The organism is Pantoea sp. Fr+CA_20, from assembly GCF_024520835.1.
Lineage (GTDB): Bacteria > Pseudomonadota > Gammaproteobacteria > Enterobacterales > Enterobacteriaceae > Pantoea > Pantoea allii.
This window is the reverse complement of the sequence record NZ_JALNPN010000021.1, coordinates 78,370-91,253: the sequence shown is the minus strand read 5'-3', so window position 1 is coordinate 91,253 and position 12,884 is coordinate 78,370. Positions and strand designations below refer to the sequence as shown.

Here is a 12,884-nt window from a genome sequence, read left to right as displayed (position 1 = left end):
AACAGCCAGCGTCCTCATCTGTCATTAAAATACAAAACGCCTGATGAGGTACATCAGGCGTTTTAAAAGATAAAAAAAGTGTCAACCTATGCCAGGACTAGTCAGGCTTCATCTTTTGGTCGCCGTGCTGATCCTTTCGCAGATCATTAATTCCAATTTCACCGCACGTGAAGCGCTCGGCGAGCATAACCTGGAGACGCTGATAACCTGGCTACATATTCTCTCAGGACTGTTGCTGATCGCTGCGGGCGTTATCATGCTCATCTGGATGCGGGTTCAGCGGGGTTTTCGCTGGTACTTCGCCTGGCTCATGCTGGATTTTCGGGGTATTCGAAACGATGTCGTACAGCTGACCGGCCTGAAACTCCCACAGGCACATGGCGGTGGCATAGCCGCGACGGTGCAAGGCCTGGGGGTTATCGCGTTGATCGCGGTCGCCTGTTCTGGTGGGCTATGGTTTTTATTTAACAGTACGTCGCTCGCCACACCTGATTTGACGCGTAAGGTATTGCACTGGCATAAATTCCTGACCACCTTTGTAGAGATTTATTTTTACAGCCATGGCGCGATGGGCGTGCTTCATATCCTGCTATCCCGCTATGAAAAATAGCAAAGGACATGCATGCAGGCTGTCGCCCTCCTTGTTAAACGAATCGCTTATCACTGGAAGACCGGATGCTACATAGTGAATCACACAAAATTGAACACGCCGGATGGCTGCGGGCCGCCGTGCTGGGCGCGAATGATGGCATCGTATCCACTGCCAGCCTGCTGGCCGGGGTGGTTTCTGCCAGCAGTAGCCATCATAACGTGTTGCTCGCCGGGCTGGCTGGCATCGTCGGAGGGGCGATGTCGATGGCAACGGGAGAATACGTCTCGGTGTCCTCACAGTCCGATACAGAAAAAGCGTCTCTGCTGCAGGAAAAAGCCGAACTGGAGGCCGATTTTGCGGCTGAAACCATGGAGCTTGCGGCCATTTACAGGGCGCGCGGCCTGTCTCCTGAGCTGGCACATCAGGTGGCAGAGCAACTGATGGCCCATGATGCGCTGGCCGCGCACGCCAGAGATGAGCTGGGCATCACGGCCTTCAGTAGCGCGAAACCGCTTCAGGCCGCCCTGTTTTCAGCAATCAGTTTCGCATCAGGCAGTATTTTACCGTTCGCGATCGCGATGCTCATCACCGGGCCTTTCGCCTTACCCGCCATTGCGGCCTCGGCGCTCCTGGCGCTGGCGCTGCTTGGCGCGACGGCGGCCCGGGCCGGGGACGCGCCAGTAAGAAAAAGCGTCTCGCGGATTTGCTTCTGGAGCCTGTTGGCGATGGGCCTGTCTGCATCAGTAGGTTATCTTTGCGGACAGGCGCTCGGATAATCGCCTGACGCAGCATTTGACGCCGTCAGCGCGTCAAATGCTGCCCGACAATCAGCCCGAGCTGGCCTGCCAGCGTGCTGCCTGGGACGGATTCGCCCCCCACAGACTGCCCCTGCAGAATCTCAAGTTGCCCCTGCCCACAGCCAATAACCAACGGATTGACTGAAACCACCTCACCAGGCTGACTGACGTTATCCGCCTTAATAACCCGGCTTTCCCAGACGGTAAATCGTTGTGACCCATTAACGCTGAAAGCACCAGGCCAGGGGAATGCCAGCGCACGAATCAGATTATGGTTATCGCTGGCGCTGTCGTGCCAGTTGAGTTGTCCGTCTTCCGGTTTACGGCTTCCAAAACAGCTGGCTGCGCGTTCGTCCTGGGGGATTTCAGCGAGTTGGCCCGCCACCAGCGCCTTGAGCCAGCCCGGTAGCATCTCCCCGGTGGTCGCGACTAATCGGGTATGCAGCGCCAGGGCATTGTCCTGGGGATGAATGTCAACGGCCTTCTGCGCCAGAATCGGACCGGCATCAGGGCGTTTGATCATGCGGTGCAGCGTGACGCCGGTTTGGGTCTCCCCTTTGATAATCACCCAGTTGAGATGGGCGCGGCCACGGTAAGCAGGCAATAAGGCAGCATGCACGTTATAAGCCCCTTTTTTTACCGACGACAGAATGGCCTCGCTGAGCACCTGACGGTAGGAAAAGCAGAACAGGTAGTCCGCCTCAAAGTCGGCAATCCGGGCTTGCCATTCCGCGGTGTTGACATCCTCTGTGATAAAAACCGGGATGTTGTAACCTTCAGCCAGGCGGGCGACGGAACCGTAAAACTGCGTACCGGCAGCGGGGTCCGCATGGGTAAACAGGGCACTGACCGTGAAACCGGCATCCATTAATGCCTTCAGGCCGGTACAGGCCATTTCGTGATAACCAAAGAGCACCGCTTTCATTACGCTTTCCTTCTTTTTAGTGCCTCTTCCAACGGGACAGGCGTGCTGGACGGCTTATCGGGTTCAGGCCGAAGAGGGGCCAATCATAAGGTATTCTGTGCTCAAATACGCCTCTGACGCGTTTGCCATATAGCCGTTATTGAGGCTGTTCAGCAAAATATCCGGCAACGCACATGGTGTGCTGTCGAAGTTACCCATAACCACCTATGGTTAGAGCGAGAGATTTTCTTCTTATCCTTTGTATTGGAGACAACATGGGCCAGTTAATTGACGGTGTCTGGCATGACACCTGGTATGACACCAAATCAACCGGTGGGCGCTTTAAGCGTTCAGAATCCGCATGGCGTAACTGGGTGACGCCCGACGGCAGCGCAGGCCCAAGTGGCAAAGCCGGGTTTACAGCGGAACGCGATCGCTATCATCTTTATGTCTCGCTTGCCTGTCCGTGGGCACACCGCACCCTGCTGATGCGTCAGCTTAAAGGCCTGGATAGCATGATTGATGTGTCAGTGGTTCATCCGCTGATGCTGGAAAACGGCTGGACGTTTGATGACAGTTTCCCGGATGCAACCGGAGACAAACTGCATCAAAATGAATTTCTCTATCAGCTCTATTTACATGCGGATGAGGACTACAGCGGTCGCGTTACCGTGCCCGTGTTATGGGATAAACAGCAGAACACCATCGTCAGCAATGAGTCTGCCGATATCATTCGCATGTTTAACAGTGCATTCGATGCCGTGGGTGCACGCGCGGGGGATTATTACCCGGTTGAGCTGCGCGAAAAGATTGATGAGCTTAACGGCTGGATCTACGACACCGTTAACAACGGCGTCTATAAAACCGGTTTCGCCACCTCGCAGTCCGCTTATGACGAAGCCGTTAGCGCCCTGTTCCATTCCCTGTCTCGTCTTGAGCAGATATTAGGACAGCATCGTTATCTGACCGGCGACAGGATAACCGAGGCTGACTTACGTTTATGGACCACGCTGGTGCGCTTCGATCCGGTTTACGTCACCCATTTTAAATGTGACCGTCACCGTATTAGCGACTACCTGAATCTGAGCGGTTTTCTGCGTGATATCTACCAAATGCCCGGGATTGCCGACACGGTAAACCTGCCCCATATTCGCCATCACTACTACTGCAGCCATAAAACCATCAACCCGCATGGTGTCATCTCTGTAGGGCCTGCTTTTAACTGGGATGAGCCGCACGGTCGCGGTTAGCAGCAGAACGCCGCATCAGGGGAAGATAAACCGGGATGTGAAAGGACCTGACGTGTGCTGGCAGACTGCGCACGTCAGGTCAAAGCGAAGGAAAATGACCGTCAGAAAAACTTATACACAATATTTAAAATAGTGAGTAAGCCGATCGCAGCAACAAAGACGTTATCCACCCGGCCTTTATATTTTGCCAGCGCCGGGACTTTGCGGATAGCAAACATCGGTAACAGGCAGAGCAGCGAGGCGATAATCGGCGCACCCATTGCCTCAATCAGGTCAAGGATATTGGGGTTGAGGTAAGCCACCAGCCAGGTTGATCCCATAATAAAGATCATGCTCAGCGTATTCAGTTTGCGGCTGGATACGGCGTCTTTATCGCCCTTATAGCGGAACTTAATAATCAGCCCATTCAACCCTTCCAGCGTGCCCAGATAGTGCCCAAAGAACGATTTGAAAATAGCGACTAAGGCGATCACCGACGCGCTGTATTCCAGCACCGTAGAGAAGGTGGACTTCTCGCCAGACATGGATGAAAAGTGGTTTGCCAGATAGGAGAGCACGGGAATATTTTGCGCTTTAGCGTCCGCCATATCTTGCGGTGATAAGGTAAACAGACAGCTAAAGGCAAAGAACATCACCACGGCCACCATCAACATGCTGGCGCGCGAGATAATCTGGCTGCACTTGTTTTCAGTATAGGTCCGGCCCATTTCCGGCTCGTACTCTTCACGCTTGGAAACCACAAAAGAAGAAACAATCGGCGAGAAATTGAACGAGAACACCATAATGGAAATGCCTAACCATACGGTGACCAGAATGCCATCGTGGCCGGTAAAGGTGATATCACTCAGGCTGACCTGATCAATCACGGCGGAATTCCAGTACGGGATCAGCGAGAGCGAAATCACCACCAGGCTGGCGATAAACGGAAACACCAGCCAGCTCATCACTTTTACCATCAGGTCTTTGCCAAACCAGATGACAAAAGCCATCAACAACAGCAGAAACAGCGCTACCACGCCGCGATTCAGTACCGGCAGCTGTAACTGATATTGCCAAAATGCCATAAAGGTATTGGTGATGGTGACGCCATAGATCCAGAGCAGCGGACAAATCGCAAAAAAATAGAGAAAGGTAATGACCACCCCGCCGGTTTTTCCGAAATGCTCTTCCACAGTTTCCGTAATATTGCCCGATACGTTACTGCCTGACAGGCACAGCCGGGCCAACGCCCGATGGCAGTAAAACGCGATGGGATAGGCGAGTACCAGCATGATCAAAATAGGAATCAGGCCACCGTAACCGGCCCGGATGGGGAAAAAAAGCACGCCAGCGCCAATGGCGGTACCAAACAGACCCAGTGTCCATGTGGTATCGGACTTACGCCAGGTCGACGCTTTTTCCTGGTCGAGAATATTTTCAGAATTACTCATAACTTATCCTTTATGCGTCAGCGAAACCTGTAATCTGGGAAACCCGGGACAAATCGATATTGCCACCTGAGATAATGCACACGGTTTTCCGCCCCTGGATGTAGTGGTCAACTTTGCCGCTCAACAGCGCGGCGCAGGCCAACGCGCCGGCCCCTTCCGTAACCACTTTGTTTCGCTGGATCAATGCAATCATACTTTTACGAATGTCGTCTTCACTTACTAACACCATCTCATCGACCCATTCTCTCACAATCGCGAAGGTAAGATCGCCCGGACGGGCGACATCGCAGCCGTCCGCAAGAGTCCCGGTAAGACGATGGCGCGTTATGGTATCAGCAAAAAAGGAGGCTGCCATACCGTGTACGTTTTCAGACTGCACGCCGATGACGGTAATTGTGGGATTAATGGACTTAATCGCAGTGGCGATACCGGCAATCAGCCCGCCGCCGCCCACGGGAACGATGACGTTATCGACATCGTAGAGATCTTCAAGGATTTCCAGACCGATGGTGCCCTGTCCGGCAATGATTTTCACATCATCATAAGGAGGAATAAATATACGGCCTTCGTTGGCGACAATTTCATCCACCTTGGTCATGGTGTCATTAAAGTTGTCACCGTAGATGACCACTTCAGCGGAGTAATCCCGCGTCGCCGCCTCTTTGGATTTTGGTGCACCTTTAGGCATCACGACTTTACCGTCAATATTCAGCATGGCGCACGACAGTGAAACACCCTGTGCATGGTTACCGGCTGAGCAGGCGACAACGCCCTGACGTTTTTCTTCTTCTGTCAGCGAACTCATTTTATTGAACGCGCCACGGATTTTAAATGAGCCCGTTCGCTGCATGTTTTCAAATTTAAGGAATATTTCCCCGCCGCAGCGTTCGCTAAGATAGTTTGAACGTGGCATGCCGGTTTTATACACTTTTCCAGTTAGCCTTTCTTTAGCGGCATAAATTTCATCCAGGGTGACGGGAACATTATCATTGTTATTCATATAAACTCCTTTTTCAGGCAAAACGTATCCAGCACAATTCCCCGAAGAGAAATGCAATCGTAAAATCAGGAAGTGCAACGCGCTTAACGCTTTCGCTTCACAACGTGCTTTATCAGCAGGCGTTTATGCAGTTGATTTAACGAGGAATGGGCAGCGGCAGGATATGAAAAGGCGGGCGATAACACCGCGTCTGACGCAGAAGAACACGGCTGACGAACAGAAGAGGCAGAAGATGGTTTTACAAAAGAGGCAGCATTAAAGCGAGGATTCCACAACGGGTTGGCAATACTGTCTGGCGTTGACTGATAAAATGTTAACCAACACGTTCGTGGTTGCGTATATCTATACATAATGACTTTCCTCTACATCCTTTTTATCCGCTACGAATCTTAATGATCAATAAAAAAAAGGTTGTGCTGTTTCTCACAATTGTCACTGAGATATGAGATTCCGCGAAAAATCATGATAATGATCAATATTGGCTGAAAGGCTATTAAAATATTAAACACGGCCAAACTGCGCAATAAAAATACTATATACACAACGTTTTAAGGCGCTGCTTAAAATAAATACAGCGCAACCTAAAAGCCTCTTTTTTGAGTAAGTCTTAACCATAGAAATAAAAATGAATGTCGCCTTTCCCGGTGGATTTTTAATCTCATACTGAAACGCATCATTAAGACTGGCTCGCGCATACTATTCGCACATGTCCCTTCCTGTGATTTATCCGCTGCCGAAGGGATCGTTGCTGGCAGCCAGGAGCTGTCAGGACAGATAGAGTGATGGCAGGCAGACAGACAGACAGACAGACAGGCAGACAGGCAGACAGGCAGACAGACAGACAGACAGGCAGACAGGCAGACAGGCAGACAGGCAGACAGGCAGACAGGCAGACAGGCAAACAGGCAAACAGGCAAACAGGCAAACAGGCAAACAGGCAAACAGGCAAACAGGCAAACAGCAAAATACAGTCATAAATGATAAGGGGGAAGCACAACGCATTACAGCAGAGTGATACGTCCCCTGCGCTGACAGATCTCAAAACGTCCATTCTCTTCCCGCCCCGTTAAAGCCCCTCTCCGTTGTCGGAGGCAGGTTACTGTGTATAAAAAAGGGGCTCCGCATCGGCATCAACAAGGCTTTCATAACGTCATTGCTTCTCGCTCCTCGCCCTGTCAGGGCAAAGTGCGCATTTATCATACAGAGTAACGATGACAAGAATAAAAGGAACACACGTCATCATAAAGAGAGCAAAGGGTTATATCGCATAAGATGCTATTAGATTGTTGCGCTTTCTTATAAATCATCGCAACTCAATGTAAATGAAAAGATAATACTGAGAGAAAAGATGCCTGACGCTTAGAGGATGATTAAAAAACACTGTCAGTAAATAATGTTTTTTTCCATTGATAAATTCATATTGATAGGTAAAGCAGGCATAAAGCTGACTTTAACATTTCCAGGAGTTTTCTACGAAACCAACATATATTCTGATCAAGTTAGAATAACATTTATCAGCATCAACCTTTATTTTAAAAAACACCGAACATAAGCAATAGATTATCTTCAAAAATCACAAAATGACAATATTATAGACCAGTGTTCATTTAAAGCGCAGTCATATATCCGTAACGCATTGTGAATATAAGTTTTTGATTAAACTGTAAATTATTTTTATTCAATGAAATCAATATGATGAAAATAATAAAAACATAAAGTTAACTAACAAAGGTTATTTATTAAATAAGCTAACTTATATTCCCTTAAAACAAAAAACAAAGACAGGCTAAATTTCATTTGTTAAAAAAAAAGAGAAAAACCTGAGTGTGGACAATAAAAAAAACCAACTTAGAATGATGAAAAAAAAGTGATGAGGCACTATTTACACAGTTAGTAAAACACTCAAACAAGAGATAATGTCATCAAGGTAATGAATGAAAACGTATTTTATTTCCGATGACAGCTATTTTCTCATCGGCCTGGAAACAAGCTTATGTGGGTTACATTGTGATAAAGCATTCATTAACACAAACAGGTTTACAACGTTCCATCCTGATAAAAGCGATCTTCTCATCGTATCGATCCAGGATCATATTAAACGTAGAAACTATCTTTCAAACCAGAAGGCGCATGGACCCAGAGTTATTATTATTGCTGATTTTTTGGTTTGCCACGATACGCAGGAAAAATATCCGCGAATTGTTTCAAAAAAGATCACAAAAGAGGATCTTATTGACGTTCTGCAGAACGTAAAAGAAAGCGACGTGATAAAAAGATACGCCTCAAAGATTGAATACCAGATCATTTATATGATTTGCAAGGGTAAAGGAATGCGTGAAATTGCAATGAAATATAATCTTTCTTTGAAATATCTTTATGGACTTAAAAGGAAAATACTAAAAGAACATGGATTAGATAACTGCAATGTGAATGGATTGCTCATTTGCAGAGATATTCTTTCGGGTCACTAGGCATATGCTTTTCAGCATCAACTGCTCCCGTCATGATAAAAAGCAGAAGAATGGCAATAAGGAAAAGGAGGCAATTAGCAACATTTTAAAATTTCATTAGTTAGTTACATTCTGTCAAATGTTCATTATATAAAAGGAATTCTTAAATGAAAAACAAGTTACTTATCAGTTCTGTTGCCATGTTATTTATGGGCGTAACTACCCTGGGCCATGCCGCAACAGTCAATGGTGGCACCGTTAATTTTCTAGGTGAAGTCGTTAATACAGCCTGTGTCGTTTCCAGTGATACTGCCTACCAAACCGTACAACTCGGTCAGGTCAAAGCCAGCACCTTTGGTGATACCGCAGGAACGAAGGCGCAAAATCCTAAAGCCTTTAAAATTATTTTAGAGCAGTGTGATGGCACGTCGAGCACAGCAGCGGTGACGTTTGACGGCGTAACAGATTCGACCCAAAATGCACTTAAGTCAACCGGAACCGCGGCAGGTGTTGGCGTCTATCTTGTCGATAATAACAATGCCGAGATCACCATTGGTACGGCTACGCCAGCAGAAGCACTGTCCGGCAGTACCAATATCTATACCTTCAAAGCAGACATGATATCGGTTTCAGACACGGTCACCGTGGGTTCCGTCGACAGCTCTGCCAATTTTACTATCACTTATGCCTGATAACACTGGCAGGGGAAACCCTGCCATTATTCTCTTCAAGTAAGGGTAAACATGTACATCATCAGATTTGTACTTTATATGGCCTTGTTATGCGCCAGTCTGAGCGTTAATGCAGGCGGTATTGGTGTAGGCGCTACCCGCGTTATTTATAATGAAAATGCTAAACAAGCATCGCTTTCTGTCACCAATACGGATACAGCCGCAGTCTATTTAATTCAGTCATGGGTTGAAGATGACGCCAGCAACAAAAGCAATGATTTTGTTCTTACACCACCACTATTCATTATTCAGCCCAATAAAGAAAACCTGTTACGCATCATTTTTTCTGGCGAAAAGCGCCCGTCCGATCGTGAATCCTTATACTGGCTTAATGTCAAAGCGATACCATCGCAAAATAATAACACCGAACCTGATAGCAGCAGCCTACAGTTTGCCATCGTCAGTCGGCTAAAACTATTTTATCGCCCCAACAATCTTCCATTAAGTAGCAGCGAAGCCATTAAAAAACTGCAAACCACCCGACAAGACAGCCTGGTCACCTTTAATAACCCAACGCCTTATTATATCAATGTCGCCAATATAAAGAGCAAAAATCAATTTCTTGAAACAAGAAGCATCACACTTGCGCCTTTTGGTAAGACAAGCATTGATATTGCTCCGGCAAAGGAGATGACTTATCAGGTTATTAACGATTACGGCGGTATGGAGCCTGTCGTGCATGTCAGATAAATTGAAAACCGGAGATTAAGATGAAATGTTATGGAAAACTGGCATTGATTGTTCTGATACATTTCCCCTTTCAGGCCACCGCCAACTATAAATTTAATCCTGGGCTGATTGATTCAACAGTCTCATCTGTAGCCGATCTGGAAAACTTTCAAAATGGCAATGTTATCGCGCCCGGTATTTATTTAGTTGATATCTATCTGAACAGCGATTATGCCACTTCGGCGGAAATAAAGTTTATTGAGAAAGGTAAGAACATTGTTCCATGTTTCGATGAGAAAATCCTGGTCGCTGTCGGGGTTAATACCCGTGACATAACTAAACCCGGCGCCTGTATTTTCATAGAAGATGACATACCAGGTACTCATGTTAATTTTGTGCCAGAGAAGCTAAAAGTTGAGATTAGCGCGCCACAATCCGTGCTTTTCAATACCGCGCGAGGGCACATACCCAAAACGCGGTGGGATCACGGTATCCCAGCGTTACTGCTTAACTATCGATACAGCGGCTCAACCGGCAAGGTCAATCACTATGACGCGGAAAATCATTTTCTGGCCCTGGATAGCGGTGCCAACCTCGGTGCCTGGCGCTTAAGAAATAATTCAACCTGGACGTTTAATGAAACCCACGATTCGCGTAACAGCGAATGGAAAAACATCCGCACTTACTTACAACGTCCGCTGTTAGACTTCGACAGCATCATAACAATAGGTGAATACAGCACGTCCAATGCGATCTATGACACCTTCAATTTCAGAGGTCTGCAAATTTCGTCGGATGAGGCGATGCTGCCTGACAGCCGTCGAGGCTTTGCACCCGTGGTCAGAGGCATAGCGAAAACCAATGCCAGAGTGACGGTGAAACAAAATAACTATGTTGTTTATGAAACCTACGTTCCTCCAGGGCCCTTTGAATTAACCGATCTCTACGCCACGGGAAGCAGCGGCGATCTGACGGTCAACATTACAGAAAGTGATGGGCAAGTTCAGTCTTACACCATGCCTTACTCTTCTCTGCCGGTATTACAACGAGAAGGTAGCATCAAATACAGTCTGACCTCCGGGAAATACCGTGGTCTGACAATGCAAGATTCACCGGAGTTTTTTCAGGCCACGCTTATTGCAGGTTTACCCTATGGAATGTCTTTCTATGGCGGTGGTCAGTTAAGCGATAATTATAAAGCCTGGTCATTGGGCTTAGGCATGAACCTGGGCTTTATGGGCGCGATTTCGGTTGATGCAACCCATGCCCAGAGTACGTTAGCCGATAAAAGTCAGCATGCCGGAAACGCCTATAAGTTTCAGTATGCGAAATCGCTGAACACCTCTGGCACAACGTTCCAACTATTGAGCTATCGCTTTACCACTGACGGATTTTATAATTTTAGTGATACCACATGGAAAAAAATTGACGGTCGTGGTTTTAATACAGATGGCTCGTTGAATCTTGATACAACTTATAACCTACGCTTTGCCCGTAAAGGTCAACTTCAGGCCAGTTTATCTCAGGATCTGGGTGAATTCGGTTCTGTCTATCTCACCGGTTTAGAACAAACATACTGGAACATGGGAAAGAAAAACACGACGTTACAGGCCGGTTTTAATACCACACTTTACGACATTACCGCAGGACTGGCTTTGAGCTATAACCGTAATCCGTGGCAAATGGAAACGGATAAACGCATATCTTTATTATTTTCTTTGCCGCTGGATAAATTTACCCGGAATTCCGCCCCTCACACTGCACGCCGGGCCTGGGCAACGGCTGGAACACACTATGATGCGAAAGGGAATTATACCCATTCGACGGGAATTAACGGGGTGGCGCTGGAAAACAGAAACCTCAGTTATAACCTTCAACAATCTTACAGCAATAATGGCCAGACCTACGGCGGGAGTGCCGGGCTGACCTACAACGGAGCCTATAACGCCGTCACATCAAATTACAGTTACAGTAAACACTATCGTCAGGCGAGTATTGGGATTGATGGCGGTGTCATTATTCACCAGGAGGGAATAACCTTTGGTCAGGCGCTGGGGGACACCAATATACTTGTCGATGCAGCAGGTGCCTCAGGATTATCCGTTGAAAACAGAACGGGCGTTAAAACCGACTGGCGCGGATATACCTATCTTCCTTACGCCACCGCATACAGAAATAACCGCATTGCGCTCGACCAGTCAACACTGCCGCCAGATATCACACTGGAGGAAGCGGTTAAAAATACGGTGCCGACTCAGGGTGCGCTGACGCGCGCTAAATATGATGTCAGGAAAGGGCTTCAGGCGTTATTTACGCTGACGCAAAATGGTAAAGCCTTGCCGCTGGGTACGCTTGTGACAGTAAAAGAACCTGCGATTAGCAGCATTGTCGGCGACAACGGCAACGTCTTCCTTTCAGGTATACCGGAAAGTGGAACGCTCACGGCAAGCTGGGGAAGCCGTCAGGATCAACGCTGTAATCTGCGCTTCGATCTTGCCAACATCACATCAAACGGCATTATTATCAAAAAACATCTGAGGTGCGAATGATCAGAATTTTACTTCTTCTCCCCTTACTCTGTTGTTATTCATCCACACATGCCTACGATATTATCCTTCAGATAAATGGCATTATTTCAGAAAATGGTTGTGTGGTGGACAGCAACGCCAGAGAGTTGTCGGTTGACATGGGCACGGTGGCAAGTCGTGATTTTACTGCGGGCCAGTTAACGTCAGAACTGGTGCCTTTCAGTATTTATTTACGTAACTGCTCGTCGCTGGCCTCTGGTGTTAAAGTCACTTTCGAGGGCACGCCCGATCTGGCAGACAGTTCGTTGCTGAGGCTCACTGAAATGAATGAATCAGCCAGTGGCATCGGCATTGAAATTCTGGATAAAGAGAAAAACCCGATCCCGTTAAATTTCGCTTCAGCACATTATTCGCTGACACCCAATTCAGACGCAGAGCTGAAGTTTTACTCTCGATATAAATCAACCGCAGCGGTTAAGCCCGGTATGGCTAATGCCACCGCAACTTTTAACCTTGAATACGATTAAACGTGT

General features: G+C 47.6%; 11 protein-coding genes. 8 read left to right on the top strand and 3 right to left on the bottom strand.

The genetic code is table 11. From position 1 onward, the window contains the following. The first annotated feature begins 88 nt into the window (after positions 1-88). Together NR177_RS20130 and NR177_RS20125 are read left to right on the top strand one after the other, a co-directional pair. Positions 89-610 carry a cytochrome b/b6 domain-containing protein gene (locus NR177_RS20130; protein WP_256853480.1) on the top strand — a complete coding sequence of 174 codons (522 nt, stop codon included), beginning with the start codon at positions 89-91 and terminating at the stop codon, positions 608-610. Between the two features lie 65 nt (positions 611-675). Then, entirely contained in the window at positions 676-1,368 is a 693-nt protein-coding gene (locus NR177_RS20125) for a VIT family protein (RefSeq protein ID WP_256853479.1), read from the top strand. Between the two features lie 25 nt (positions 1,369-1,393). Here NR177_RS20125 and NR177_RS20120 read toward each other — a convergent pair whose 3' ends face one another. Further along, on the bottom strand, positions 1,394-2,314 hold the full coding sequence (locus tag NR177_RS20120; protein WP_256853478.1) for a formyltransferase family protein: 921 nt from the start codon (positions 2,312-2,314) through the stop codon (positions 1,394-1,396). Between the two features lie 254 nt (positions 2,315-2,568). On the opposite strand from NR177_RS20120, the gene NR177_RS20115 reads away from it, so the two are divergent. Next, a complete protein-coding gene (locus NR177_RS20115; protein ID WP_256853477.1) occupies positions 2,569-3,543 on the top strand; it encodes a glutathione S-transferase family protein in 975 nt (324 codons plus the stop codon). Between the two features lie 101 nt (positions 3,544-3,644). Here NR177_RS20115 and tdcC read toward each other — a convergent pair whose 3' ends face one another. After that, entirely contained in the window at positions 3,645-4,973 is a 1,329-nt protein-coding gene (tdcC, locus tag NR177_RS20110) for a threonine/serine transporter TdcC (protein WP_063877353.1), read from the bottom strand. 10 nt (positions 4,974-4,983) lie between these two features. Beyond that, positions 4,984-5,973: a bifunctional threonine ammonia-lyase/L-serine ammonia-lyase TdcB gene (gene tdcB, locus NR177_RS20105; RefSeq protein WP_063877354.1), complete on the bottom strand. Its 990-nt coding sequence runs from the start codon at positions 5,971-5,973 to the stop codon at positions 4,984-4,986. A gap of 1,934 nt (positions 5,974-7,907) precedes the next feature. Here tdcB and NR177_RS20100 point away from each other — a divergent pair. The 5 genes from NR177_RS20100 (at position 7,908) to NR177_RS20080 (ending at position 12,878) form a co-directional block, all read left to right on the top strand. Further along, on the top strand, positions 7,908-8,444 hold the full coding sequence (locus NR177_RS20100) for a hypothetical protein (RefSeq protein ID WP_256853476.1): 537 nt from the start codon (positions 7,908-7,910) through the stop codon (positions 8,442-8,444). A 146-nt stretch (positions 8,445-8,590) separates the two neighbouring features. Further along, entirely contained in the window at positions 8,591-9,115 is a 525-nt protein-coding gene (locus NR177_RS20095; RefSeq protein ID WP_256853475.1) for a fimbrial protein, read from the top strand. 51 nt (positions 9,116-9,166) lie between these two features. After that, positions 9,167-9,844 (top strand): molecular chaperone, encoded by a 678-nt coding sequence (locus NR177_RS20090; RefSeq protein WP_063877358.1) that lies wholly within the window; start codon positions 9,167-9,169, stop codon positions 9,842-9,844. Positions 9,845-9,864: 20 nt separating this feature from the next. Continuing rightward, positions 9,865-12,372 (top strand): fimbria/pilus outer membrane usher protein, encoded by a 2,508-nt coding sequence (locus tag NR177_RS20085; protein ID WP_256853474.1) that lies wholly within the window; start codon positions 9,865-9,867, stop codon positions 12,370-12,372. Then, positions 12,369-12,878 (top strand): fimbrial protein, encoded by a 510-nt coding sequence (locus tag NR177_RS20080; RefSeq protein WP_082875147.1) that lies wholly within the window; start codon positions 12,369-12,371, stop codon positions 12,876-12,878. Before NR177_RS20085 ends, NR177_RS20080 begins: the two co-directional genes overlap by 4 nt. Positions 12,879-12,884: the final 6 nt, after the last annotated feature.